Source organism: Aeromicrobium sp. CFBP 8757, from assembly GCF_014841755.1.
Lineage (GTDB): Bacteria > Actinomycetota > Actinomycetes > Propionibacteriales > Nocardioidaceae > Aeromicrobium.
In genome coordinates this window covers 390,974-415,815 of the sequence record NZ_JACYUM010000004.1, presented here as the reverse complement: position 1 = coordinate 415,815, position 24,842 = coordinate 390,974, and the positions used below count along the sequence as shown (strand labels likewise).

The window sequence follows — 24,842 nt, the reverse complement described above, 5'->3', positions numbered from 1 at the left end:
CGGCGGGGACCGACGGTGTCAGGCCCCGCCGCGTCGTTCGCGGGTCAGACCGCGGCGCGCAGCGAGTCGGCGAGCGGGGTCGTCGGACGTCCGATCAGGGTGCTGAGGTCGTTGCCGGCGACCTCGAGCTCGCCCCGGGCGATGGAGGCGTCGGTCGCGACCGTGAAGTCGACCCACATCGGCGGGACGCCGGCGGCGGCGAGGGCCGCGGCCTGCTCCTCGGGCGAGACCTCGTTCACCGTGACCGGGGTGCCGAGCACGTCGCTGAGCGTCGAGGCGAGATCGGCCTGCGACCACGCCACGTCGCCGCCGAGCTCGTAGACGGGCTCGAGCGGCTGGTCGGTCGTCAGCACGACGGCGGCGGCCTCGGCGAAGTCGGCGCGGGCCGCGCTCGACACCTTGCCCTCGCCGGCGCTCGTCAGCACGGCGCCGGTGTGGCGCGCCGCGTCGACGCTGGAGAGGTAGTTCTCGTGGTACCAACCGTTGCGCAGCAGGACGACGTCGAGGTCGGACGTCGCGAGGTACTGCTCGGTCTGGAGGTGCTCGGGGGCCACGGGCAGCGTCGACGTGTCGACGGCGGGTGCGCTCGTGTACGCCAGCAGCGAGACGCCCTGGGCCGCGGCGGCGTCGATGACGTTGCGGTGCTGCGCGAGGCGCTGGCCGAACTCGTTGCCCGAGATCAGCAGGACCTTGTCGACGCCCTCGAGGGCCGCGACGAGGGCTGCCGGGTCGTCGTACGAGGCGACGCGGACCGTGACGCCCCGGTCGGCGAGCGGCTGGGCCTTGGCGACGTCGCGCACGACGGCGACGATCTCGGCGGCGGGGACCCGGGTCAGCAGGGAGTCGACGACGAGCGTGCCCAGCTGGCCGGTGGCGGCGGTGACGGCGATGGTCATGGGAGGTCCTTTCCGGCGGGCGGTCGGTCCGCGAGCCGTGGTCGAGCATACGCTCACTTTTCGTAAGTACCAACTAGTCGTTAGTGCTTACGAAGTGATAGCATGGTCACATCCCTAGGAGGTGCCGTGGCCGACAGTGACGACCGTCCGTTCGACGTGATGGCGGGGGCCTGCCCGTCTCGAGCCGTGCTCGAGCACGTCACGAGCAAGTGGGGGTCGCTGACGCTGGCCGCGCTGTCGTCCGAGCCGGCTCGGTTCGGCGAGCTGCGACGCACGATCGGCGGGATCAGCGAGAAGATGCTGTCGCAGACGCTGAAGTCGCTCGAGAGCGACGGGCTCGTCGACCGCCGTGTGCAGTCGACCGCGCCGCTGCACGTCGACTACGCGCTGACGCCGTCCGGCCAGACCGTGGCGCAGGCGGTCCGCGTGCTGGTGCTGGCGGTCTACGACGTCATGCCCGAGGTGCTGAAGGTCGCCGACTCCGCCTAGGTGACCGGCCCCGGCTCCCGATCCGCCCTACGCTGGCGGTCCGGACGTCGAGAGGATCAGCATGGGGTTCGAGCTGCAGGGCGCCCGCGCGCTCGTCACGGGCGCGACGGGTGGCATCGGTCAGGCGATCGCCAGGGCGCTGGCCGCGCAGGGGTGCGCGCTGGTGCTGAGCGGGCGTCGGCGGGACGTCCTCGACCCCTTGGCCGCCGAGCTGGGTGCGCGCGTCGTGGTCGCCGACCTGGCCGATCTCGACGACGTCCGGCGGCTGCTGGCCGAGGCCGGTGACCTCGACGTGCTGGTCGCCAACGCCGCCCTGCCCGGTTCGGGCGCATTGCTGGAGTACACGCACGAGCAGATCCGTCGCAACCTCGCGGTCAACGTCGAGGCGCCGATGCTGATGGCCCGCGACACCGCGGCCGGCATGGTCGACCGGGGGCGGGGGCACATCGTGATGATCGGCTCGGTCGCCGGCAAGGTCGCCACCGGCAACGCCGCGATGTACAACGCCACCAAGTTCGCTCTGCGCGGGTTCTCGCTGGGGTTCCGCCAGGACCTCGCGCCGCACGGCGTCGGGCTGTCGATCGTCGAGCCGGGCTTCGTCCGCGAGGCGGGGATGTTCGCCGAGTCGGGCGCCACGCTGCCGCCGGGCGTGCGCACCGTCAGCCCCGAGCAGGTCGCCCGGCAGGTCGTGCGCGCCATCGTCAAGGATCGCGCCGAGGTGGTGGTCGCACCGGTCGAGCTGCGCATCGGCACCGCGATCGGCGGCGTCTTCCCGACGCTGTCGGCCGCCCTCCAGCGTGCGGGCGGCGCCGACCGGGTCGCCGCGTCGATGGTCGAGCAGCAGCGCGACAAGCGCTAGACGACCCCGCGGTCGTCGCAGGTGCCGCACGACGATGGCCCCTCCATCAGGAGGGGCCATCGAGTCGTTGCTCACCTGCCGTGATGCATCGCCACCGCATGCCGGTCACGACGCATCAGGATCGGTCGATCAGGCGTAGGCGACGCCCGTCGCGTGCAGCGGGCAGTAGCCGAACGGGTTCTTGACGAGGTACTGCTGGTGGTAGTCCTCGGCGTAGTAGTAGCGCTCGAGGGGCAGGATCGACGTCGTGATCTCGCCGTAGCCGGCCTCGGTCATCTTCAGCTGGTAGGCGTCGCGCGACGCCTCGGCCTCGGCCTGCTGCTCGGGGGTCGTGGTCAGGATGACCGAGCGGTACTGCGTGCCGCGGTCGTTGCCCTGACGCATGCCCTGCGTGGGGTCGTGGTTCTCCCAGAACGTCTTGAGCAGGTCGTGGAACGTCAGCTTGGCCGGGTCCCAGATGACGCGGACGACCTCGGCGTGGCCCGTGCGACCGGAGCACACCTCGTCGTACGTCGGGTTCGGGGTCTGTCCGCCGGCGTAGCCCACGGACGTCGACCAGACGCCGGGGACCTCCCAGAACGTCTTCTCCTCGCCCCAGAAGCAGCCGAGGCCGAACACGGCCGACTGGTAGCCGTCCGGGACCTGCGTCTCGACGGGCGTGCCGAGCACGAGGTGCTGGCCGCCGACCTGGAACTGGCGTCCCTCGCGGCCGGGCAGGGCCGACTCGGGGGTGGGGAGCTCTGACTTGCTGCGTCCGAAGATCATGGTGTTCCGCCTCTCGTGACGGTGGTGGTGGGAGTGGTCAGGCTGGAGCCCGGTCGAGGATGTCGGCGATCTGGGTGAACCCGAGCCGCCGAGCGTGCTGCAGGGCGGTGACCCCGTCGCGGTCGGCGATCGACACGTCGGCGCCGTGCTCCACGAGTGATTCAACAATCCGCTGCCACGGTTCTGTTCCCTTCCCCAGGATCACCGCCTCCAGCAGAGCCGTCCAGCCGAGGTCGTTGACGTGGTCGACGGTGATGGCGGTCGCGTCGAGCACGAAGGCGACGTAGTCGGCGTGCCCCCGCTCGCTGGCCGGGATGTGGGAGATGCCGCCGAAGCGGTTGCGGATCGTCAGGTCGGGATCTGCGGCGAGCAGCACCCGGGCCATCGCGACGCTGCCGGTCACCCCGGTGACGAGCCACGGTGTGTCGTGCCGGTCGTCGAGGGCGTCCGGGTCGGCACCCGCCGCGACGAGGGCCCGTGCGGCGTCGACGTGGTCGTCGGTCACGGCCAGCAGCAGGGCCGTCCGTTCGCGGTCGTCGCGGGTCTCGAGGTCGACACCCGCCTCGACGAGCAGGGCGATCTTGTCGGCGTCGCCGCTGCGTGCCGCGAGCAGCAGCTGCCGCCCGCGGAACTCCGCGGAGCGCTCCGCGTACGGGTTGGGCTCGGGCGTCGGCTCGGCCGCGGGCGTGGCGGACGGCGGGGGAGCGGCTGCCGGGTCGGCGTCGTCCGGCGAGGGGGCGGTGGACGTGCACGACGCCATCAGGGCGGCAGCGAGCAGGAGCGGGACGGTCGCGGGTCGGAACGGCATCACACCATGACAACTCTCGGTGAGCGCCGAGCGTTCCTCTGCGGTTACTGTGTCCGACGAGGAGTGTGGCCCAGTGAGCGAGAGATATCAGGTCCCGCCCGGCGTCGAGATCGCGACGGCATGGGCATGGCGGCTGCTGGTGATCGCCGCTGCGGGCGGCGTCGGGCTGTTCCTGCTGCGTTTCTTCTCCGAGATCACGGTGCCCGTCGCGGTCGCCCTGCTCGGCACGGCCCTGACGGTCAACGCCGTCAACTGGCTCGACGACAAGGGCCTGCCGCGCGTCCTGGCCACGTTCATCGTCGTCATCGCGATGCTCGTGGCGTTCTTCGGGGCGCTGGCGCTGGTCGGCCAGCAGCTGTCGACGCAGGTCAGCGAGCTGCGGTCCAACGTCGTGGAGGGCATCTCGCAGGTGCAGGACTGGGCCAAGACCGGTCCGCTGAACCTCACCGACAACCAGATCCAGGGCTACATCGACACCGCCAGGGAGTCGATCGCGTCGAGCGACACATCGGTCGTGACACGGGTCGGCGAGCTCGGCTCGACCCTGACGCACGTGCTGGCGGGCTTCTTCATCGCCCTGTTCTCGGCGTTCTTCTTCCTGTACGAGGGCGATCGGATCTGGAGCTGGGTCGTCGCGCTGTTCCCGCGGTCGGCCCGCGACCGCATCGACTCGTCGGGCCACACCGCGTGGACGTCGCTGGTCGCCTTCGTGCGCGCGACCGTCATCGTGGCCTTCACCGACGCCGTCGGCATCGCGCTGGGTGCCTACCTGCTCGGCGTGCCCCTGACGTTCGCGATCGGCGTGCTGGTCTTCCTCGGTGCCTTCGTCCCGATCATCGGCGCGCTGCTGTCGGGCATGGTCGCGGTGCTCGTGGCCCTCGTGGCGCAAGGGCCCTGGACGGCGCTGTTCATGCTGCTCGTCGTGGTGGCCATCCAGCAGCTCGAGTCGCACGTGCTGCAGCCGTTCCTGATGGGTCGCCTCGTCGCGGTCCACCCGCTCGCGATCATCATCGCGATCGCGGCCGGCGTCACGGTGGCGGGCGTCGTCGGCGCCCTGATCGCGGTGCCGCTGGCGGCCTGCCTCAACGGCGTCGTGAAGCACCTCGTGTCGGTGGCGCAGGACTACCAGGACGACCCCGAGGACGACGTCGGGCTCGAGCCCGAGCCGGCGTGACGCCGTGGACGTCCACGCCCTGTGCGCCGCGATGCCCGGCGCGACGCTGACCTTCCCGTTCGGCGAGGACACCGCGGTCTACAAGGTCGGCGGACGCATCTTCGCGCTGACCGGCGTCGATCGTGGTCCGAGCATCAACCTCAAGGCCGAGCCGCAGGACGTCACGGGGCTGGTCGAGACCTACGAGGCCGTCAGCCGCGGGTACCACATGAACAAGAAGCACTGGGTCACCGTGCAGCTCGACGGCACGCTGCCGCCGGGTCTGCTCGAGGAGCTCGTCGAGGACTCGTACGACCTGGTCGTCGACAGGCTGCCGGCGCGCGACCGTCCCTGAGGGCGGTGCGGCGACAGGCCCGGTCAGACGTCGCCGAGGTCGGCGGTCAGCCGCTGGATGTCGTCGCGGAGGCGCTCGCGGTCGTCGTCGTTCCAGGCCGACATCGCGTCGGTGACGAAGGCGCGGCGCTGGTCGAACGTCAGGGCCAGCGCGGCGCGGCCGTCGTCGGTGACGTCGACGATGCTGGCCCGGCCGTCCGCCGGATCGGGGTCGCGGCGCACGAGGCCGTGGTCGCCGAGCTGCTGCACGTGACGGCTCACGGTCGACGCGTCGAGCCGCATCGACTCGGCGAGGTCGCCCAGACGCATCGATCCGCGGCACGACAGGGTGTAGAGGATCGCCGCCTGCGACGGATCGACCGTGTCGCCGTCGATGCGCGCACGGAAACGTCGGCCCATCGCCATCACGAATCGCAGCACGGCGTCCTCGGCGGAGAGCGCCTCGGTGGGTGTCGCCATCACTCGTTGCATGACGCAAGCATATATCAGTTGCGCCACGCAACCAAGTGGGTGTCGGCGAGGTCACGCGTTACGTTGACGTGGTGCACCTGAGCGATGTGAGAGCCGCCCGCGGGCTGCTCGACGGCGTCACCGAGATCACCCCGATGGCCCACTCGCGCTGGTTGAGCTCGAGAACCGGCCAGGACGTCTTCCTGAAGGCCGAGAACCTGCAGCGCACGGGGTCGTTCAAGATCCGCGGCGCCTACGTCCGCATCGCGCGGCTGACGCCGGAGGAGCGGGCCCGGGGTGTCGTCGCGGCGAGCGCCGGCAACCACGCCCAGGGCGTCGCGCTGGCCGCTTCGCTGCTGGGCGCGAAGGCCACGATCTTCATGCCGGTCGGTGCGGCGCTGCCCAAGGTGGCCGCGACCGAGGGCTACGGCGCCGAGGTGCGCTTCCACGGATCGGGCGTCACCGAGGCGCTCGTGCCTGCCCGCGAGTTCGCCGAGCGTACCGGGGCCGTCCTGATCCACCCGTTCGACCACGAGGACATCGTCGCGGGGCAGGGCACGCTCGGCCTCGAGGTGCTGGAGCAGTGCCCCGACGTGCGGACGATCCTCGTGCCCCTGGGGGGCGGCGGCCTGGCCGCGGGCGTCGCGCTGCTGCGCACCGAGCGCCCCGACCTGCGGATCATCGGCGTGCAGGCCGAGGACGCCGCCGCCTACCCCGCGTCGATCTCGGCCGGCCACCCCGTCACCGCGACGATGGGCGTCACGATGGCCGACGGCATCGCCGTCGCGCAGCCCGGCGACATCCCGTTCGGGATCATCGACGAGCACCTCGACGAGGTCATCACCGTCAGCGAGGACGCCATGAGCACCGCGCTGGTCCACCTGCTGGAGCGGGCCAAGATGCTCGTCGAGCCGGCCGGGACGGCAGCGGTCGCCGCGGTCCTCGACCGTCCCACCGAGTTCGAGGGGCCCGTCGTGGCGGTGCTGTCGGGAGGCAACATCGACGCCCTGGTGCTGCTCGACGTCATCCGTCACGGCCTCGTCGCGGCGGGCCGGTTCCTGAGCTTCAGGGCGCGCATCTCCGACCGCCCCGGCGAGCTCATGCGGCTGCTGGGCGACCTCGCCGCGATGCAGGTCAACGTGCTCGACGTCAACCACGACCGGGCGTCGGAGTCGCTGCCGGTGCGGCAGGTCGACGTCGACATCCGGGTCGCGACGCGCGGCCCGCAGGACCGCGCCGACGTCATCACCCAGCTGACGCAGCTGGGCTACCAGCTGCTCTGAGCCGGGGTCAGAAGGGCTTGGCGGCGACGATCTCGACCGTCAGGCTCTTGCCGTTGGGCGTCTCGTAGGCGGCGGAGTCGCCGACCTTCTTGCCGACGATCGCCGCGCCGAGCGGCGACGTGGGGGAGTAGACGTCGATCTCGACGTTGGAGTCCATGCTCAGCAGCTCGCGCGAGCCGAGGAGGAACTCCTCGGTGTCGGTGTCGCCCTCGAAGCGGATCGTGACGATCATGCCGGCCTCGACCGTGCCGTCGTCGGCGGGCTTGTCGCCCACCTCGGCACGCCGCAGCATGCTCTCGAGCTGGTCGATGCGGGCCTTGGTCTTGCCCTGCTCCTCGCGGGCGGCGTGGTAGCCGCCGTTCTCCTTGAGGTCGCCCTCGTCGCGGGCCGCGGCGATCTTGGTGGTGATGTCGGTCCAGACGTCACCCTTCAGGTGCTCGAGCTCCTGCTGCAGACGGTCGTACGCCTCCTGGGTCACCCAGATGGTGTCGGTCTCTGTGGGCTGAGTCATGTGAGCTCTCCTTTACGTGCGGCACCCCGGGAAACAGCCCGGGGTGAACTTGCAAGGCTAGCACTCAATCAGTGGGCACACACGTTCTCAGGACGCCGTTGACGCCTCTGCGCTCGGTCTCGATGTCGATCAGCACGCGGACCTTCTCGCGGTCGGACGCCGGGATGTCGACGGTCTTCTCGCCGACGATCGAGTGGTCCTCGGCCTGCGAGTAGACCGAGCACGTGACGGCCAGGGGGTCGGGGCGGATGACGTCGAGCTTGACCTCGACCTTGGAGTCGCTGACGACCTCGTACCCCCACAGGCGCCCCGTGACGGGATCCTTCTGGAAGCCGACCCACGCGGCGAAGGCGATGCCCAGTGTGATGCCGACGGCCGCGATCGCAGGCCAGAACCAACGAGGACGCTGGCGGGATCCGTAGCGGGAGCTGAGGTCGGTCACGTCCACCAGTGTCTCAGGCGGCACCCACTCGCACCCTGACGGCCTCTCGGAGCGCGCGGAACACCCGGGCGCGACCCGGTGTTCGGACAGGTGCAAGGATTTGCGCACGCCCTAGAAGGAGAACCGTGGCCGAGAAGCTCCGCCTCATGCACGTGCACGCCCACCCCGACGACGAGTCGAGCAAGGGCGCGGCATCGACCGCGAAGTACGTCGCCGAGGGGGTCGACGTCCACGTCGTGACCTGCACGGGCGGCGAGCGCGGGTCGATCCTGAACCCGCAGTTCCAGCACCCGGGCATCGAGGACGACCCCGAGCTGATCACCGAGATCCGCCGCGAGGAGATGGACCGCGCCCGCGAGATCCTCGGCGTCACGCAGGACTGGCTCGGATTCGTCGACTCGGGCTGGCCCGAGGGCGACCCCAAGCCGCCGCTGCCGGAGGGCTGCTTCGGCCTGGTCTCGGTCGAGGAGGCCGCCGAGCCCCTCGTGCGCCTCATCCGGTCGTTCAAGCCGCACGTGCTGACGACGTACGACGAGAACGGCGGGTACCCGCACCCCGACCACATCATGTGCCACCTGGTCAGCGTCGAGGCCTACGAGGCCGCCGCCGACCCGACGCGCTACCCGGACGCCGGCGAGCCGTGGCAGGTCTCGAAGCTCTACTACCACCTGGGCTGGAGCTACGCGAAGATGGAGGCCATCGCGAAGGCGTGCGAGGAGCACGGTCTCGAGAACCCCTACGCCGAGCGGTTCAAGGACTGGGAGCGCAAGCCCGAGGACGAGGCGCGCATGACGACGCAGGTCGAGTGCGCCGAGTACTTCGAGGTCCGCGACGCCGCCCTGCTGGCCCACGCGACGCAGATCGACCCCGACGGCTGGTTCTTCTCCATCCCGCGCGACATCCAGGCCGAGGCGTGGCCGAGCGAGGACTACCAGCTCGTCGACGCGAAGGTCGAGACGTCCCTGCCCGAGACGGACCTGTTCGCCGGGCTGCGCTGAGCGCGCGGCGAGCACGATCGTGAACGTCACCGTCGTCCTGGCCTTCGCGGCCAATGCGCTGGTGGCGCTGGCCAAGACCGTGGCGGCGGTCCTGACGGGATCGGCCTCGATGGTCGCCGAGGCCGCGCACTCGTGGGCCGACACCGGCAACGAGGTGTTCCTGCTGATGGCCGACCGTCGATCCCGGCGTCGTCCCGACCGCCAGCACCCGCTCGGGTACGGCCGTGAGGCGTACGTGTGGTCGATGTTCGCCGCGGTCGGGCTGTTCGTGGCCGGTGCCGTCGTGTCGATCACGCACGGTGTGCAGCAGCTGACCGCCGACGAGGCCGCCGAGAACTACACGATCGCCTACGTCGTGCTCGGCATCGCCTTCGTGCTCGAGGGGACGTCATTCGCGCAGGCGCTGCGCCAGGTGCGCGGCGAGGCCCGCCGGGTCGACGACGCCGTGCTGCAGCACGTCCTCGAGACGTCCGACCCGACGCTGCGGGCCGTGTTCGCCGAGGACGCCGCCGCGCTGACGGGCCTGGTGATCGCCGCGGCCGGCATCGGGCTGCACCAGGCGACCGGGTCGCCCGTCTACGACGCGATCGGCTCGATCCTCGTGGGCGTGCTGCTGGCCGTCGTGGCGTTCGTGCTGATCGACCGCAACCGCCGCTTCCTGGTCGGCATGGAGGTCGCGCAGCCGGTCCGCGACGTCGTCCGCGAGCGCATCGCCTCGATGGAGGAGGTGTCGAGCGTCGGCTACCTGCACGTCGAGTTCGTCGGACCGCACCGCGTCTACATCGTCGCGAGCGTCGACCTGGTCGGGGACGCGACGGAGTCGAGCGTCGCCGACCGGCTGCGGTCCCTCGAGGCGCGGCTCGAGCAGGAGGAGGCCGTGGTCGAGGCCGTGCTGACGGTCTCGCGTCCCGGCTCCCCGCCCGATGCCGAGCTGCCGGAGGCCGTGCCGGCCGACTGAGTCCTGCCAGGGTTCCGGGCGTAGAATGCAGGCATGAACGCATACGTCCTTCTGGCGAACCTCGCGGCCGCGGGCACCCGTGACAAGCCGCTCGACCCGAACGACGTCAAGCCCGGCTGGGTCGCGCTCGGCATCGTCTGCATCCTGATCGTCGCGACATTCTTCCTGTGCCGCTCGTTCCTGTCGCACGCGCGCAAGGCGCAGAAGCCGTGGGACGGCGAGGACGCCGACTCCGGCGTCAAGCGCACGACCCCGCACGACCGCACGAGCTGAGCCCGGCGGTCCGGCGCCTGTGAACGCCACCGACGCCCTCGCCCTGGGGGAGCTCGGCAGCGTGGTGCTGTCGACCGATCCCGACGTCACGGCGACGTACGCCCACGACGAGTCGCGCCTGACGGCTCGCGCGATCCCGTTCGCCGTCCTCGCACCGACGTCCACCCAGGAGGTGTCCGACTGCCTGCGCGTCGCCTCGCGGCAGGGGTGGCGGGTCGTGACGCGTGGCGCGGGCAGCGGCCTGAGCGGCGCCGCCAACGGCGACGGCGAGTTCGTGGTGCTGAGCACGCACCGCATGGACGCGATCGTGTCGATCGACCCCGTCGAGCGCCTGGCCGTGGTCCAGCCCGGGGTGGTGACGGGAGACCTGAGGGCCGCCGTGGCCGAGCAGGGCCTGTTCTACCCGCCCGACCCGGGCAGCGTCGGGTTCTCGACGATCGGCGGCAACGTCGCGACCAACGCCGGGGGCATGTGCTGCGTCAAGTACGGCGTCACGGGCGACTTCGTGCTGGGGCTCGAGGTCGTGCTGGCCGACGGTCGTGTCATGCGCACCGGGCGCCGCACCGCCAAGGGCGTCGCGGGCTACGACCTGACCCACCTGGTCGTCGGCTCGGAGGGCACCCTCGGCGTCGTCACGGAGGTCACCGTGCGCCTGCTGCCGGCGCCGTCGCCGGCGCTGACCCTGGTCGCCACGTTCGCGTCGCTGGCCGACGCCGGACGCGCGGTCGCGGCCGTCACGGGCTCGGGGGTACCCGTGTCGATGCTCGAGATCATGGACCGCACGACGCTGCAGGCGGTCGACCGGATGGCGCGCATGGGCTTCGAGCCCGACACCGCGGCGATGCTGCTGGCCCAGTGCGACACGACCGACGCGGCAGGCGTCCTGGCCGCGGTGGCCGGGCACTGCGACTCGGCCGGGGCCGTCGACGTCGCGGTCGGGGACGATCCCCAGGAGGGTGCGCAGCTTCTCGAGGCCCGTCGCCTGGCACTCCCGGCCCTCGAGCAGCTCGGCGACTGGCTGCTCGACGACGTCTGCGTGCCGCGCGGACGCATCGTCGAGCTGCTCGAGCGGATCGAGACCGTCGCGGCCGACGAGGGACTCACGATCGGGGTGTTCGGGCACGCCGGTGACGGCAACATGCACCCGACGATCATCTACGACGACAACGACGAGGCAGGTCGCGCCGCGGCGATGCGGGCCTTCGACCGCATCACCGAGCACGCCCTCGACCTGGGCGGCACGATCACGGGCGAGCACGGCGTGGGCCGGCTCAAGCGGTCGTGGCTCGTCCGCGAGCTCGACGCGACGTCCCTCGACGTCCAGCGGGCCGTGCGGGCCGCGCTCGACCCCGGCGGAGTGCTCAACCCCGGCAACCTGTTCGACGCCTGAGGCGCAGCTGCGTCGGGCCGACCTAGGGTGGCGGTATGCCCAATCGCCTCGCCGATGCCACGTCGCCGTACCTGCAGCAGCACGCCGACAACCCCGTCGACTGGTGGGAGTGGAGCCCCGAGGCGCTCGAGCTCGCCCGGACGCTCGACCGTCCGATCCTGCTGAGCGTCGGCTACGCCGCCTGCCACTGGTGCCACGTGTCAAGTCCTAGGCGTAAACGCGGGAATCTGCTGCGACGCCGCGTCCGGGATGTTCCACATGCTGACGGACTGTGTTGACTTTTCCGCAGTGGTTCGGAAGGTCCGCGGTCTACGAATGCTGGGCTTCAATGCTGGAATGCAGACCGAGTGAGGATGCGACGGACCGGGCTCGCGATGCGCGCATCCCATCGTCATCCGGTGGGGAACCACCGCGTGCGGGTTAGCGCGCCAATTGAACAGGGACGCAGACTGGCCTCGTGCGGGCGACGTGTCGCGTGATGGATCCCAGCTTGCCGATGGGATGAGTCCTACAGTGAACGCGTGGTCGAATTCCGGGGGTCAGTCGCTTCCCAATTTTGTGATGATGCTGTAGCGGTGGGGTCCGCCGCGCCCTCAGTGAGAAACGCACCGGCGCCATCCATCACTATCGCGGGGCGCACCATTTCGCCGACCCCCGTCTTTGACACCTATTGGCGTTTTGCCCACGCCCGCCAGCAGGTGTACGACGCACGCCAAAGTGGGACGGAAGGCCCATGGACTGATGACCCGGTCCTTCTAGGTCACCGCTTCACGAACTGTTACCGCGCGTCGGACCGAGTGAGCCAGTTCCTCATCAACGACGTCATCTACACGGGCGACCAGGCGACGGACGAAGTTGCGTTCCGGATCCTGTTATTCAAATTCTTCAACCGCATCGAGACCTGGAATTTGCTCGTCGATGAGGTTGGTGCGCCGTCGTGGGCGTCGTTCGATGCTGCTGCGTACGACCGCGTTCTTTCCGCGGCTATGGCGGAGGGTCAGCGGATCTACTCCGCGGCCTACGTCATGCCAGCACCCCACCTCGGCGCGACGCGAAAGCACACGAACCATCTACGTCTGCTGGCACGGATGTTCGGAGAAGGTCTACCGGACAGGCTCGGCGAGGCCTCGACGATGAAGACCGTGTATGAGCTGCTGCTCTCGTACCCAAGCATGGGGCCGTTTCTCGCGTTCCAGTTCGCGACCGACTTGAACTACTCAACGGCCATCAACTTCGACGAGATGGATTTCGTTGTGGCGGGACCAGGCGCCCGTGACGGTCTCCGCAAATGCTTCGGTGACGCAGCGAAGGGCATCGAAGCAGATCTCATTCGGTACGTCGCTGAGCACCAGGACGAACACTTCGAGCGGCTTGGACTCGAGTTCACCGGTCTTCGTGGCCGACCGCTCCAACTCATCGATTGCCAGAACCTGTTCTGCGAGACCGACAAATACGCACGAGTCGTGCACCCTGACATTGCTGGCTACTCCGGCAGGTCGCGCATCAAGCAGCGCTTTGCCCCGGCGGGCACGCCGACACCCGCGTGGTTCCCCCCGAAATGGGGCATCAACCCAGAGGAGTGCGACTCACCGCTGCGAGTGCCGACGGATCTAGACGAGCATCGGACACGCCGGCCTCGACGAAACTCGCGCGACGCTTCGACTGGTCTGCTCGCGGCGCGCTGAACATTAACTTCGCGGTACGAGCAGCGAGTCCTGCGCGAAATGCTTCGTCACCTTGGCGTGTGACACGTCCACATTCGCTCGCCCCGTCGCGATGGTCAGGACACCGACTTTCAACCCGACCTGCTCGGACAGGAACTGCTGAAGCCGAGCGATGCCCAGGTAGTTGCCGTAACCCTTCTCGATGAGCAGCTCATACCGATAGTGCGCAAACGCATGAAGGTGGTGCCTGTCGATTTGAACGCTGAGCAGGGACATGCAGGGAAAGCCGCGGATGCGACCCTCGCCGGCCGCGTTCGTGTGGGCGACGGCGGTGCTGTCGAAGTCGTGAGAGTCGCCGTGGCGTGGATCCGGCGTGCCGGCGGCGTCTTCGCCGGGGCTGTCCAGGGTCACCTCGTAAGGCGTGCTCATCGGTCCCTTCAACTCGAGTTGGTCACGCAGCCGAGACACGAGTGCCGTGAGCTGGTCTGTACTGTCCGTTGCCGTCGGTCCTGGGTAGCTGACCATTCGCCCGAAGTACGTCCCGCGGTTGTTGTCCCGGAATCGGCGAATGGTGGTGTACATAGCTCGGTAGCGTTCAGCTAGTTCCTCGATGGTGGCGCAGTGGTCTGCCAGGCGAGCGGGAAAAATGGTGTTTGCGACCGTCTCGACGTCGATGTGCCCCTCGTCGGCTAGAAGTGAGTCGATGGCGCGGCGCACATGGTCGTCTTCAGTGGTCGGGTCGTCGATGCGGGTGACGGTATGAAACAGCTTCTGGTCAGGTGCTCGGTCGATGCCCAGAACGGTGTTCTGCCAGGCCTCGGAAAGATTGCTGCCGGCGAACACGCCGGTGGCGACGGTGGACTTCATGCTGCTCCTCGCGGGTCCAGCCCGGTCGGGCTCGGGTGGATGTGAAGGGTCGTGGAAGCGTGGTTGAACGTGACAGTCAGTTCTGAGCCTGTTGGGTTGTCGTTGATGACGTGGACGGTGCCGTCGCGGAGGGTTCCGCTGGTTTGGCCGAGCTGTGTCGTTGAGAACGGGACAGAAGTGTTTGAGGGCCTGAGCGACGCGACACCTGGCGGGCCCAGGATGACGAGTCGGTCGCCTGGCCTGACAGGTAGTCGGAGGCCGTCGAACCGGTCATCCAGAATCCAGACGTCCGGGCGTCTGGATGTGGGAGCAGACACTCCGGCGTCAAGGGTTGCCTTGAGGCGACCCGGGGCGACGTTCGCCCAGGAGTTGGCTTGAGTTGGGGTCGCGAATCGCAGGTTCGGGAGGTGGCGGACGGTGGTTCGGTAGCTTGTGCCGAGCAGTAGAGATAGCGAGTAAACGTCAGCTGCGGTGCGTGGACGATTGAGATTGAGCACGTCCAGCGCGGTCGCGACCACACGCCTTGGCATGAGGAACCAGGAGGCGAAGGCTTCGGCGAGTTTCTCCTGTTCGGGCCAGGGACGACGGCGGTTTCCTTGCGGGACTGCGTCGATGTCCTCGTGAAGTGTCGTGTCGATGCTCGACCCGTCATCAACGCTGGTGGAGTGGCGCATCCAGTGGTGTCCGAGTTCGTGAGCGCATGTGTACCGTCGGGCGGGACGTGGGAGTGCGCTGTTGATGAGGACACCCGGCGCGACACCCGGCTCGTTCAGGTAGGCACCGAAGAGTTGCGGCATGGGTCGCCACATGACGATGAGGTCGGCGGCTCCCAGAGCGCTGACGACGTCGACGCTCACCCCGCTCAGATCAACCCCGAGCGCGTGATGAGCTTTTGCTGCCGCCATGTGCGCCACCTGGTGCGCCTTCGCCCACGTCATCGGTCGTGCTGCTGAAGTTGAGGTTGCGCTAGCAGGCTTGACCGACGAGAGGTGCGAAGGCTTCTGAGTCATGCGGTGCCGCCACTCCCACGAGACTGAAAGCGCAGGAACTCCGCGAAGCGGACCACTTCGGCGCGGTCATCGACAGTGAGGCCTTCCACGGCGCGCGCGAGCATACTGACATCGCGCGAGGTCTCTGAGCCGGTGTCGGAGTCGTCGGTGCCGAGCAGAGATGCGACGGGGCGTTTGTAGATCTTTGCCAGTTTCCGCAGCTCCAGACTGTCCACCTTCCGCTGGCCCCGCTCGATGTCGGAAATCGCCGAACGGGGAATGCCTGTGCTCGCCGCGACATCTTGCTGAGACAACGACAAGTACTCGCGTGCGTCGCGCAGCCGGACGCCGAGCTGACGCCACTCGGCCGACGGGTCTTCGCTCACGCCGGCATCTCTCCGCCTGCTGACGCGCGCTGGACCTTCTCGAGCTCTGCCACGATTGCTGCCGCGAATAGCTTGACCGATTTCATCGCGGCTGCCCGCTCCGGATCGGTGGACAGCGTGACGCCACACCGGTCTTCGACCTGTGCGAGCACTTCCACTGCAAAAAGCGAATCGATGGGCAGTTCCTCACCCAGCGCTTCGAGTTCCGCGCGCAGGTGCTTAGCGTCGCGGTGCTGTCCGTCCGCGATGAGTTCCAGGATGAGGTCCTCGACTTGCCGTTGATCCATACTTTTTCTCCGATCGTGTTGTCGGCTTTACCGACACGCTTGTCCCATGATAGAACATTGTCTGGAAAGAGCACAAGGCAGTCGGAAAAGACAACAGGAGTCAAGGATGGATTTCACCGAGTATCAGCGACAGACGTCAGATACAGACCAGTTCAATGCCACGCAGACCGGCGATGGGACCGGAACTCCCAAGGAGGCCGAGGACTACGACGCCGGACTGGTAGTGCACCTGCTGGGTCTTGCAGGTGAAGCCGGCTCCGTGGCTAGCGAATACAAGAAGCGTCTTCGAGATGGCGAGGCGCACCACTGGTGGAAGGCTCGGATGCGCGAGGAGCTCGGAGACGTGCTTTGGTACGTCGCCAACGTCGCCTCCCACGTCGGTCTCGATCTGGATGAGGTGGCACAGGCCAACATCACGAAAACCCGTTCGCGGTGGCTGACATCACCGACAGCGGCGCTGGACGCGGACTACCCCATACACGAACGACTCCCGAGAGCTGGCGTTTACGAGTTCCGCTCCGGTACCAACGCTGACGGGCGCGAGTCGGTACGCATCTACTTCGAGGGCCGCCAGCTCGGTGACGAGCTCACCGATGCGTCGCACAACGCAGACGGCTACCGGTTCCACGACGTGTTCCACCTTGCCTACGCAACGCTGCTCGGGTGGTCGCCGGTCACGCGAAGTCTCGCCGGCCTGAAGAGGCGCAGCGTTCAGAGGACTGATGAGAACGAGGATGGCGGTCGCGCCATCGCCATCGAAGAAGGTGTTTCTGCGACGGTTTTCGCATACGCCGGGCAGCACCAGATGGGGAAGACCATCAAGCGTCTGGACCAACGCCTGCTCGACAACATCGAGATGCTGGTCGGTCCACTCGAGGTTGGCGTGCGGACCCCTGCGGAGTGGGAGGTCGCCATCTTGTCGGGACTTTCGGCGTTTCGATCCCTAGTCGCGAACGACGGTGGTTACGTGCTGTTTGATGCCGACTTGGCCCAGTTCGAGTACTCCACCGACGGCGTATCTACTGCACGTGGCGTCGAGTAGGTCTGCCCGACTCGCTGTCGGGGTCAGAACGATGAGACGGTTCGACCTGCGGGTGGCGACACCTTGTGTGCCACCCGCCTTCGATGCTTGAGCCGCCTTTTGGGACCAGAGGGTGCTTCAGGGACAGGAGTTGCGTGCCGCTTCTCGGTGGGCGTAGTTCCATTGGCCGGCTTCGCACGTAGCGGTCATCTCCATCTCACGGTCGTGAGGTGAGGCGGCCTTCAGATTCTTGATGACGGCCCAGCATCCGAAGAACACGTCCGGGTACGCGATGGACGCGAGTTCGATCGTCAGGTTGGGCACCTCGTCGCCGCGGAAGTGGATCTCCCATGTGGCGGTGGTCGCGGTGTCGGGGGTGATGGGTGCATTGCTGTCGATAAGTCGCAGCCTGCGCGGAGAGAGGTGAGCAAACGTGTCGACCGCCTGCTGGTTGATGTTCTCCATGGCCAGATGGGCGGGGACGCTCACTCCGCTTGCGAGTTGCTGGACGTGGGCCTGGTCAAAGGCGCCGTTCTTACTGGTCGCGCAACGCACGGTGGTGGCCAGGGCGTTGATGTCCTTGGTGGGGCCGCTCATGAACAGCAGCACCTCGATGGTCTTGCTCATTTGTCTTGTTCCAATCTCGTGTGGTTGTGGGGTTGTCGTTGGCTCTGACGGCAGGTGCCAGAACTAGGACAGTGCGCTGCTCCCCAATGGGCGCAATGGCGCACATACCTGAGGATCTGGCGAAGCGTGCAGGCAGATGCGGTTGCTTGCTTTCGACAGGCGGCGGGGCCTCGAAGTCGCGTGGTGCGCCATCAGCTTCATTCGCTGATGTACTCCGCTCGGTTGCCAGAAGTCCGAGCCGGAGGCCGCGCTGCGAGCTGGGTCACTCGACGTGGTCGGAGATGCTGCGCAAACGGCGGCACGCCGTCGAGGGCGCTGCCGCTGACGTCAATGCTGAGGCGAGCTAGGTCCAGCGCGCATGTCAGATCACGTCAGGACCGGGGCTGACTGCTTGACGTCGCGTTCTACTGAGCGCCGGCAGGGTCGGTGTCAGTGCGTTCCATAGTCCAGTCGCCGGCGATCCACTGGGACTTCATCGGTGGCGCGAAGGGCGCGGTCCAGGTAGCAGTGAAGGTCAGGTCGGGGTGGAGCCGGGACGTCTCTTCCAGCTCGTAGAGCGGGACGGACACGACGTCTAGCTCGTACGTGATTGCAGCTTTGCCGTCCATGGTTGGCCTCAAGGGGGTCTGGCCGACGATCTCGGCACTGGCCACCAGGTGACTGATGCCGTGTCGGATTGCGGCGTACAGAGTCGCGGTACAGAAGTCTGCGGTCCAGTCACCGATAGGCGGTGTGGATGCAGTCCACGGGGCGTACTTGAACTGCAGCATGCCTCCGGCAAGAGTCGACGCTTGGGCTGTGGCGTCGTAAAAATCTTTGAGCTGGTCAGCCGGTCCGTCGATAACGAGGTTGAAGGTGAACGATTCCATGACGGTGTCCTAGGTAGGAGGGGTTAGACCTGAGATCGTGCGGCTCAGCGTTCATTGCGCAATGAGGCTCGCCTCAAGATCGATCGCCCCGAGGCGTCCGACGGGTTGCTCAGGACTGAGATGAGTGGGCAGAAGGACGTCTAGGCGTCGGATAGCTGCTTTTGTGCGTCGGGCTCTGTGGCCACGACGCGGATCTGTGCTCGGTGATCACCGATGGTTGCTGGGTCAAACGGCTGAGCGTTCATGAGCTCACTGAGTTCGTCCCAGCTGAGGGCGTTCCATTTTCGGATACGAGCAGCCATGGTGTTGGTGTCTGAGCGTGATGGGGCATGAGAGGTGGGCATGCCCCTCTACGGTTCGGGACCCGCATCCGCATGCACGCATCCGTTGCGACCTGATGCCCTAGGACGCGACCCAGCTGCTGGGTTCGCGCATGTAGAAGGACTCGGTGTTGGCGGTCGGGATCTTCATCTTTGTGATCCACGCGAGGTGCTCACCGTGCGGTTTGTCTCCGGGGTGGACGTAGACGAGGACGCTCTTGTTCAGTCGGATGGCGACATCTCCACCGTTGGTAGTGATGTGCTCCGCGAGCTCTCGGCGTTCGTCGTTGACGATCCGAGGGTCGACGTAGACGCGCCGTCCGCGAAGTGGGCGGCTCTTCTGTGCCTTGTCGGGGCGCTTGGCTCTCGGGGATCGTTCGCGGATGGTGGTGTCTTCGCGGGGGAGGCAGCCGACGTCCGGCAACGGCGCCGCTGGTCCGGGGTCGCGCAGTCCGGGTTGCAGGAAGATGCGGACGTCAGACTTTCGGCCCGCGGCGTGGCTGCCTCGTCCGAATCGTCCGCTCCAGGGTCGGAGGTAGTCGGCGGGGAACCTGACCTTGGACATCGTTTGGACGGGGCATCGCCGGCAGGTGGGGCACAGCACGCCGAACCCGGCCTCGGTCTCAGGTAGGCGGAGGATGATCGTGCACCATGCGGCGTTGCCGCGCAGACGATCGGGGCAGTCCTCGTGTGGGCATTCGCGCAGTCTGATGACGCGTTCGGCCATCGGCATGGGCGTGCCGCCGCGGGAGAAGTTCTTCGTGAAGTACGCGATCTGCTTGGTCGCTGTGCTGCCGGGGGAGTTGGACCCGCCACGGGTCAGCGACATGATGTCCTCGGCCGAGAGTCCGCTGGCCTCGGTGAGGTCGGGCAAGGTCATGGATCCGCCGGCTGCTTTGAGCAGTCCCGCGACTGCGCGTGGGTGGAAGAAGCTGCCTCGGCACAACGACCAGGAGTTGACGGCTGCCACTCCGGTGTAGGTGGTCTTGATGTGCTTCGCGAAGCCCGGGTCGATGCCGTGGAGGGCCTTGGCTTGGTCGCTAACCGCTGCCCACAGGACGCGCCGTGCAGCCGGAGAGAAGTGGTCCATCGCTGCTGCCAGCAGCTGGCTGTCGGTCACGACGGCGGACATGACTCGTCTGATCTCGCTGTAGGCGTACGAGTTCTTGGCCGACGAGCGTGTGAGGCCGGCTGCTTCGGCGATGTCTGCTACTTCTTGGCCGTCGTAGAGGAAGGCCCAGGCCATGGCTTCGGCCTTCTTGCGGCCGCGAGTTGTTCCGTCGTGCGCGGTGTTTGCGACGTTTCCGGACAGCGGCACAAGCACGTCGGTACCGGTCTCGGGATCTGCCAGGACCAGGTTGCACGACCAGTCCACGGACGGGCGACGGCCAGGAACGCTGACGGGTGTCATGGTCCAGTCGGTCAAGAAGTAGCCGCACGCCTGGTTCAACCAAGGGGGTGCGGACTCGACGCACTTCTGGAGAGCGACGGCCGTGAACTCGGCGGTAGCGGACTCCACTTCGTGCTCGGACGAGGTTGCCTTCGTCGTTTGCTTCGCGGTCAGCTTGTTGGCCTGGGCGAGGCGTTGCTCGGCGTCGACGACTCGACTTTGTGCCCGCTCTAGCGTCGCGCGGGCTCGCTTGGCTGTGCGGGTGTTGGTGTCGGACGGGTCCTTCCGCACGCGTCCGGCCGCCCGGGCATTCTCGTCCTCCGCGCCAGCAAGCTGGTCCTCAGCATCGGTCAGATCTTCCTCCGCTTCTTGAATCTGCTTCCGCGCACGGTCGGCTGTCGACTCGGTGGCGGACACTGCGCGATAGACCGGCATCGACGTTTCCTGCGCGGGCGAGTCCAAAGCAAGGAGCGCTGCCTCCATGGCCTTACCCACCGACGTGTGCAGGAGCGCTGGCCGCAGCGTTGCATGGGACGGGCCCATGGTGGTGCGCTCCCACCCGACAGGAAGACCCCGGACGTAGGCCTCGTCCAGCGGACGGGAGTGCAGCCCGTACGTCTTCTTGGTTTGCAGCTTCCACTGCGTGCCGGTCGTGGTGTCGTCCCACCCGATGACACCCGCGAACGGCAAACGCTCACCGGTTGTTGCTGCTCGCCGGGCGGCCTTCTGTTCCTCGGTCTGCGGGTAGCGGCGCTTCAGGACGAGGTCCCACTCCTCGTCCGTGATGCCCCACCCTCCCTCAGGAAGCGGGAAGTCGATCTTGCACCGGTAGTAGTCACCGTCGGCGGTGGTGACAATCTCTACCCCGTCAAGCTCCAGGTCTAGCGCCGTCTTGATCTTCACGTCCTTCAAGAAGGACCCGTGACGCCAACCGTCGATGTAGTTCTTCTGCAGCAAGTTCCTGCCCGCGCGCCCTTGAGAGGCTGGCGGCAGGTCGGACAAGAGAACGTCCCTGACGGCGTCCTCCGGTCTACGAGATGGCAAACCGAAGCCGGCCGCGACGGCACCAACGGCTTCCCAGTCGGTCACGCCCCTCGTCCCGGCCTTGTCCTTGAGAACCTCATCGACGAGCGACCGCAGAATGGTCTTGGCGAGGTTCAGGTCGTCAGCAACAGTGAGGCGGTGCTTGTGGATTGTCTCGATGGTCCGGCCAGTCCGAGAGTCCGTTTCGACCGTCCTCGCTGGTTGGTGCGTGAAGGGAATTTGTTTGTGGCCCTCGTACCACGCGCCGTCAGCTTGCATGATGACCTCGGGCCGGTTCATTCCCTTGATCAGGGAGTTGACCGCCGAATCCTCCATGAGTGATCCGAATGAGAAAGCCTGCTGTGCGGCAGGGTCGGTCAAGTCGACTTCCTGAGGCTTGAATACCAGAGCCTTGCAGCGGATGAAGGTTTCCTTCAAGGCCGCACCGTGCTTTTCGCTTCGCACGAATCGCCCGTGCTCTCGGGCGTGAACCTCCGGCCGAAAGGTCGGATCGGCAGATCGGCCGGCATCGGTGATGTGACGAACGACCGTCGAAAGAACTTCGGTAAAGGCGTTGGAGCCGCGGTCCGCTGTTGCGCCCTTGATGTCGTTCGCGCGCGCAGAGGTCAGGAGATAGAGAAACAGGGTTTCCCCGACGTGCAGGATGAGGCCGATCTGCGCTTCGCCCTTTCCGCCAGGCGCATGCCCACGGCGCAGAACAAAGACGCTGTCTCCCAGTTCTGACCGTGTTGTGACGCCGATGGCGTCGTTACGGATGAGATCGAATCCGAGAGCGAGTGCTTGCGCTACGTCGGGCAGTGTCTTGTCGATCGAGGCGAATGACGTTTCGGCGCTCGCCTTCCACGCCTCCCTGCTCCTGCCGGACGTCCTGATGAGGCGAGCTCGGCGGATGATCGTGCCGCGATTGACAGCGTCTCCGTTACGAGATCGAAGCCATGACTCGAGCTGTGCGTATGTCGATCGCTGGGTGAGCCGTCCGACTCGTCGAGTGCGGTGCTTGCTCATGGTGCCTCCTAGGCGTTGGTGATGCCTAGGACAGTGCGGGCCGCGGACCATCGTGCAATGGGTATGTGCAGATCGAGCAGGACTGCTCAGTCAGCCGGTACCGCTTACCGCGAGACGGACTCTTTGCTGGAACCGCCGCCGCCAGGTCGGCGTCGACTCTCTGCCCATTCACCCTTCAATGGCAGTTCAGCTCGAGGCGATGCTGGGAGGAGTCATCGTTGAGGTCGCGTGGTGCGCCTCGCCAGTGCGATGCGCTACCCGCCGGTGTAGCCCAGGCACACGGGACCAGCTCGCGAGTTCGGTTGATGAAGCGTCGCGGGTGCGCGACAGCCGTCCGCGCATCCGCCGTCGGCGGCAGGCTCGGCCGGCAGGTGAGCGCTCGGAGTCGGAGACATTGGAAGTCTTGGGATTCAAGCAGCGTCTACAGGATGTTCGCCTGAGAACCAATTCGCGAAGATCCACCACGCGCTCCGGAGCCTGTCACCACTCGCACATCCCATCCCTGAAGTATCTGTCTGCTGCGTGGATCACTTCCCCGGTCTCTTACGCGGCGCTGATGTGGAAAGTGAAGTCAAGGCCGCTATGGAGTGATGAGAGATCGCTGATAGCAACCAGAGGAGATGTCGCGCCCACGAATTCGAACGCGCGGCCGCCCTCTCCGTAGAGGTTTTCAGGTCGGTGCCACGTTCTGATGGTGAATGAGTCAAGACCCTGCCCGGACGCAACGCGACCTGCTTGTCGAACCTCCAGATGGGCTCCAGCCGGGATCCTTCATCAACCGACACCACATCTCGGAAGTTGAGGCGGTCTTGTCGAAGGCTGGCCCTCATGCGGCGTACGACGGCTTCGACTCCTTGAGGCGGTCAGCTGAATCGTGAATCTAAGTCTCATGACAGGCCTTCCGGACCATGGGTGGGGACGGCCTGATGTGCGGCGTCTAAGTGCGACCGTCTGCTGAGGCCGAACGTTCGCAATGGTGCACGTGCACTCGGGGCCAGCCGGAACTCTGACTCGAGGCGCCCGTGCCGATGCGGCGACGTGCAAGGCGGGCTCGATTGCGCGCAAGTAGTCGTTGCGCACGGTCTGAGGTGCAGTCACCATCCGGTGCCTGCATCACACGACGCATCCCCACGGTGTGTCAGAAGGAGAGAACATGAGCGGTTACGTGTACGACTGCGAGGCGCTGGTCGTCGAGGCTGGAAGCGGAATGGTCCTGTTGCGAGGCACGCACTCGGAGCATGGTGGGGAGGTGAGCACTTGGCTGCGTGGCGTCGGCATCGGGACCACACTGGACCAGGTGATGGCCTTCGCGTTGGCCGACAGGCAGAGACCGGCCCTGCTGGACATCGGCGGGTTTGGTCTCGTGAGCTGTCAGGAGTCGCACCGGTTGCTGTCGCGTCTGGTGCGGGCGGCGATCGAGGCCACTTCCACGGCCGACAAGTACGAGGTGACGATGCTGCGTGGGCCGGGAGATGCGCCCACGGACCCGTTCTGCCACGCGTGTGGACACGGCAGCACCTTGTCGATTCACGACAGCGACTGGCCGCAGCGATGCGATCAACGCGGCCACCAAGCGTTCGGCGCCAAGGAGGATGAGACCTGGGAAGAGAGCCTCGATCGTCACCGACGAGAGATGAGTAGTTGGCAGTTCCGGTCCGACATGGGACTGATCCCTCCGATGACGGTCTTGGCGCCCTGACCGACGCCCGGCAACACTGACCCAGATTTCGGCACCATCAAGACGACCCCCACGCAGCGCGTGGGGGTCGTCTTCGTGCTGGCCGGTGCTCTTTGGTGGCGGAGACCATGGTGTGAATGATTGCGTGCCAACGTTTGGACGCGGACCGTGTAGTTGTCTCGCGCGGGACTGGACGGCAGATCAGTGGTGAGGGTCCTGCAAGAACAGCAGGTCGGTCACGGCGGCGAGGCCCGTGACGTGGAGCCACGTGCGGCCTTGGCTGGCCGACTGGTACCAAGAGCGGCTGAACGACCAAGACCGGCTCATCCGGGCGATGGCTGTTCGGTCGGTCAGGTCCTTGCGCGGGCGCCTCGACACCTCAGCTTTCGGGTCGGGCCGGGTGGCCACGGCTACGACGAGCCGGTGCTGAAGCTCGGCGAACCGGCGACTGAGCTCATCACCTCCGGCCGGGACGGTCCAGTCGATGGCCGCGGTCGTGCCGAAGGCATAGTCGGGAACCGCGTAGTCCCTGGGCTTGAGCAGCAGGGTGGGGGATCGTTTAGACATGACGCGGACCGTCGAGGCGACCGGCCAGAGACAACCCCTTCGGTGACTCCCTGTGGCAACTTTTGCGCGAGTCCCGCGTGGTCGCGCAAAAGTTGCTACACGGGTGGATCCGAGGTCAGGTGTCCGCTCAACTGGTCATTCACGACGGCGATGGGAGGCATCTTGAGCAGCGACGAACCGGAAAGTCCACGCATGAGAGACGAGCCGAAGGCGGCCGACGCTCACCCGCCGGAAACGGCTGAGGAGCCGAGCGGGCCGGGTGCGGAAAAGACGACGTCGACATCAACGTTCGAGGAACTTCCCGACGGTGGTTACCGCATCACACGACGCACGGTGACGACCCGCCGAACTGTGGTGGATGACCGCATCGAAGAGGACGTGGAGGAACTGCTCCCCGCGTCTGCGTACCGGGCACCTTCGGTCCCCGGCCATCCGCCGGCCGTCGGATGACCGCCGACACCCCACCCGCGTCCCTGGGGTGGCATCGCCGGTTCCCGCG

The 24,842-nt window shown here is 67.0% G+C and carries 27 protein-coding genes and 1 pseudogene; 14 read left to right on the top strand and 14 right to left on the bottom strand.

Annotated elements, in window-relative coordinates:
* Positions 1 to 44: 44 nt before the first annotated feature.
* On the bottom strand, positions 45 to 896 hold the full coding sequence (locus IFT73_RS13955; protein ID WP_192168129.1) for an SDR family oxidoreductase: 852 nt from the start codon (positions 894 to 896) through the stop codon (positions 45 to 47).
* A 126-nt stretch (positions 897 to 1,022) separates the two neighbouring features.
* Between IFT73_RS13955 and IFT73_RS13950 the strand changes: the two genes are divergently transcribed.
* Both IFT73_RS13950 and IFT73_RS13945 read left to right on the top strand, forming a co-directional pair.
* Entirely contained in the window at positions 1,023 to 1,385 is a 363-nt protein-coding gene (locus IFT73_RS13950) for a winged helix-turn-helix transcriptional regulator (RefSeq protein ID WP_371811278.1), read from the top strand.
* A gap of 61 nt (positions 1,386 to 1,446) precedes the next feature.
* Entirely contained in the window at positions 1,447 to 2,244 is a 798-nt protein-coding gene (locus IFT73_RS13945; protein ID WP_192168127.1) for an SDR family oxidoreductase, read from the top strand.
* 129 nt (positions 2,245 to 2,373) lie between these two features.
* Here the strand turns inward: IFT73_RS13945 and msrA are convergent, their stop codons facing one another.
* Positions 2,374 to 3,009 carry a peptide-methionine (S)-S-oxide reductase MsrA gene (gene msrA / locus IFT73_RS13940; RefSeq protein WP_192168126.1) on the bottom strand — a complete coding sequence of 212 codons (636 nt, stop codon included), beginning with the start codon at positions 3,007 to 3,009 and terminating at the stop codon, positions 2,374 to 2,376.
* Between the two features lie 37 nt (positions 3,010 to 3,046).
* A complete protein-coding gene (locus tag IFT73_RS13935) occupies positions 3,047 to 3,817 on the bottom strand; it encodes an ankyrin repeat domain-containing protein (protein WP_197984182.1) in 771 nt (256 codons plus the stop codon).
* Between the two features lie 73 nt (positions 3,818 to 3,890).
* Between IFT73_RS13935 and IFT73_RS13930 the strand changes: the two genes are divergently transcribed.
* Both IFT73_RS13930 and IFT73_RS13925 read left to right on the top strand, forming a co-directional pair.
* Complete coding sequence (locus IFT73_RS13930) at positions 3,891 to 4,991, top strand: AI-2E family transporter (protein ID WP_192168125.1); 1,101 nt, start codon at positions 3,891 to 3,893, stop codon at positions 4,989 to 4,991.
* 4 nt (positions 4,992 to 4,995) lie between these two features.
* Positions 4,996 to 5,325 carry an MmcQ/YjbR family DNA-binding protein gene (locus IFT73_RS13925; RefSeq protein ID WP_197984181.1) on the top strand — a complete coding sequence of 110 codons (330 nt, stop codon included), beginning with the start codon at positions 4,996 to 4,998 and terminating at the stop codon, positions 5,323 to 5,325.
* 23 nt (positions 5,326 to 5,348) lie between these two features.
* On the opposite strand, the gene IFT73_RS13920 is transcribed toward IFT73_RS13925, so the two are convergent.
* The gene (locus IFT73_RS13920; RefSeq protein ID WP_192168124.1) at positions 5,349 to 5,795 is read right to left on the bottom strand and encodes a MarR family winged helix-turn-helix transcriptional regulator; all 447 of its coding nucleotides are present in this window, start codon (positions 5,793 to 5,795) and stop codon (positions 5,349 to 5,351) included.
* Positions 5,796 to 5,866: 71 nt separating this feature from the next.
* Between IFT73_RS13920 and ilvA the strand changes: the two genes are divergently transcribed.
* Positions 5,867 to 7,057 (top strand): threonine ammonia-lyase, encoded by a 1,191-nt coding sequence (ilvA, locus tag IFT73_RS13915; protein WP_235502038.1) that lies wholly within the window; start codon positions 5,867 to 5,869, stop codon positions 7,055 to 7,057.
* A gap of 7 nt (positions 7,058 to 7,064) precedes the next feature.
* On the opposite strand, the gene greA is transcribed toward ilvA, so the two are convergent.
* Both greA and IFT73_RS13905 read right to left on the bottom strand, forming a co-directional pair.
* Complete coding sequence (greA, locus tag IFT73_RS13910) at positions 7,065 to 7,568, bottom strand: transcription elongation factor GreA (RefSeq protein ID WP_056610754.1); 504 nt, start codon at positions 7,566 to 7,568, stop codon at positions 7,065 to 7,067.
* Positions 7,569 to 7,632: 64 nt separating this feature from the next.
* Positions 7,633 to 8,010 (bottom strand): DUF4307 domain-containing protein, encoded by a 378-nt coding sequence (locus IFT73_RS13905; RefSeq protein ID WP_162248865.1) that lies wholly within the window; start codon positions 8,008 to 8,010, stop codon positions 7,633 to 7,635.
* A 125-nt stretch (positions 8,011 to 8,135) separates the two neighbouring features.
* On the opposite strand from IFT73_RS13905, the gene mca reads away from it, so the two are divergent.
* The 6 genes and pseudogenes from mca to IFT73_RS13875 all read left to right on the top strand — a co-directional run bounded on the left by mca (position 8,136) and on the right by IFT73_RS13875 (position 13,314).
* Positions 8,136 to 9,008 (top strand): mycothiol conjugate amidase Mca, encoded by an 873-nt coding sequence (gene mca, locus IFT73_RS13900; protein ID WP_192168123.1) that lies wholly within the window; start codon positions 8,136 to 8,138, stop codon positions 9,006 to 9,008.
* A 19-nt stretch (positions 9,009 to 9,027) separates the two neighbouring features.
* Positions 9,028 to 9,966, top strand: coding sequence for a cation diffusion facilitator family transporter (locus IFT73_RS13895; protein WP_371811277.1), 939 nt, complete (start codon positions 9,028 to 9,030; stop codon positions 9,964 to 9,966).
* Positions 9,967 to 9,999: 33 nt separating this feature from the next.
* A complete protein-coding gene (locus IFT73_RS13890; protein ID WP_056610764.1) occupies positions 10,000 to 10,239 on the top strand; it encodes a hypothetical protein in 240 nt (79 codons plus the stop codon).
* Positions 10,240 to 10,258: 19 nt separating this feature from the next.
* Positions 10,259 to 11,629, top strand: a complete 1,371-nt coding sequence (locus tag IFT73_RS13885) for an FAD-linked oxidase C-terminal domain-containing protein (RefSeq protein ID WP_192168122.1) — start codon at positions 10,259 to 10,261, stop codon at positions 11,627 to 11,629.
* Positions 11,630 to 11,664: 35 nt separating this feature from the next.
* Positions 11,665 to 11,829, top strand: a pseudogene (locus tag IFT73_RS13880) (DUF255 domain-containing protein); the annotation flags it as partial.
* A gap of 321 nt (positions 11,830 to 12,150) precedes the next feature.
* Positions 12,151 to 13,314, top strand: coding sequence for a nucleotide kinase domain-containing protein (locus IFT73_RS13875; RefSeq protein WP_197984178.1), 1,164 nt, complete (start codon positions 12,151 to 12,153; stop codon positions 13,312 to 13,314).
* Positions 13,315 to 13,317: 3 nt separating this feature from the next.
* Here the strand turns inward: IFT73_RS13875 and IFT73_RS13870 are convergent, their stop codons facing one another.
* The 4 genes from IFT73_RS13870 to IFT73_RS13855 form a co-directional block, all read right to left on the bottom strand.
* Entirely contained in the window at positions 13,318 to 14,160 is an 843-nt protein-coding gene (locus IFT73_RS13870; protein ID WP_129183198.1) for a hypothetical protein, read from the bottom strand.
* Entirely contained in the window at positions 14,157 to 15,098 is a 942-nt protein-coding gene (locus IFT73_RS13865) for an ImmA/IrrE family metallo-endopeptidase (RefSeq protein ID WP_188111748.1), read from the bottom strand. Before IFT73_RS13865 ends, IFT73_RS13870 begins: the two co-directional genes overlap by 4 nt.
* A 68-nt stretch (positions 15,099 to 15,166) precedes the next feature.
* Positions 15,167 to 15,535 (bottom strand): helix-turn-helix domain-containing protein, encoded by a 369-nt coding sequence (locus IFT73_RS13860; protein WP_129183196.1) that lies wholly within the window; start codon positions 15,533 to 15,535, stop codon positions 15,167 to 15,169.
* Positions 15,532 to 15,822, bottom strand: a complete 291-nt coding sequence (locus IFT73_RS13855) for an acyl carrier protein (RefSeq protein WP_129183195.1) — start codon at positions 15,820 to 15,822, stop codon at positions 15,532 to 15,534. The genes IFT73_RS13860 and IFT73_RS13855 overlap by 4 nt, the downstream gene beginning before the upstream one ends.
* A gap of 106 nt (positions 15,823 to 15,928) precedes the next feature.
* On the opposite strand from IFT73_RS13855, the gene IFT73_RS13850 reads away from it, so the two are divergent.
* Positions 15,929 to 16,864 (top strand): nucleoside triphosphate pyrophosphohydrolase family protein, encoded by a 936-nt coding sequence (locus IFT73_RS13850; protein ID WP_129183194.1) that lies wholly within the window; start codon positions 15,929 to 15,931, stop codon positions 16,862 to 16,864.
* A gap of 117 nt (positions 16,865 to 16,981) precedes the next feature.
* Here IFT73_RS13850 and IFT73_RS13845 read toward each other — a convergent pair whose 3' ends face one another.
* The 3 genes from IFT73_RS13845 to IFT73_RS13835 form a co-directional block, all read right to left on the bottom strand.
* Positions 16,982 to 17,470, bottom strand: coding sequence for a hypothetical protein (locus IFT73_RS13845; protein ID WP_129183193.1), 489 nt, complete (start codon positions 17,468 to 17,470; stop codon positions 16,982 to 16,984).
* 404 nt (positions 17,471 to 17,874) lie between these two features.
* Positions 17,875 to 18,339, bottom strand: a complete 465-nt coding sequence (locus tag IFT73_RS13840; protein WP_129183192.1) for a hypothetical protein — start codon at positions 18,337 to 18,339, stop codon at positions 17,875 to 17,877.
* Positions 18,340 to 18,741: 402 nt separating this feature from the next.
* Positions 18,742 to 22,098 carry a hypothetical protein gene (locus IFT73_RS13835; protein ID WP_192168120.1) on the bottom strand — a complete coding sequence of 1,119 codons (3,357 nt, stop codon included), beginning with the start codon at positions 22,096 to 22,098 and terminating at the stop codon, positions 18,742 to 18,744.
* A gap of 1,153 nt (positions 22,099 to 23,251) precedes the next feature.
* Here IFT73_RS13835 and IFT73_RS13830 point away from each other — a divergent pair.
* Positions 23,252 to 23,797, top strand: a complete 546-nt coding sequence (locus IFT73_RS13830; protein ID WP_056610801.1) for a hypothetical protein — start codon at positions 23,252 to 23,254, stop codon at positions 23,795 to 23,797.
* Between the two features lie 180 nt (positions 23,798 to 23,977).
* Here the strand turns inward: IFT73_RS13830 and IFT73_RS13825 are convergent, their stop codons facing one another.
* Positions 23,978 to 24,343, bottom strand: coding sequence for a hypothetical protein (locus IFT73_RS13825; RefSeq protein ID WP_056610804.1), 366 nt, complete (start codon positions 24,341 to 24,343; stop codon positions 23,978 to 23,980).
* Between the two features lie 192 nt (positions 24,344 to 24,535).
* Between IFT73_RS13825 and IFT73_RS13820 the strand changes: the two genes are divergently transcribed.
* The gene (locus IFT73_RS13820) at positions 24,536 to 24,793 is read left to right on the top strand and encodes a hypothetical protein (RefSeq protein WP_129183188.1); all 258 of its coding nucleotides are present in this window, start codon (positions 24,536 to 24,538) and stop codon (positions 24,791 to 24,793) included.
* Positions 24,794 to 24,842 lie beyond the last annotated feature (49 nt).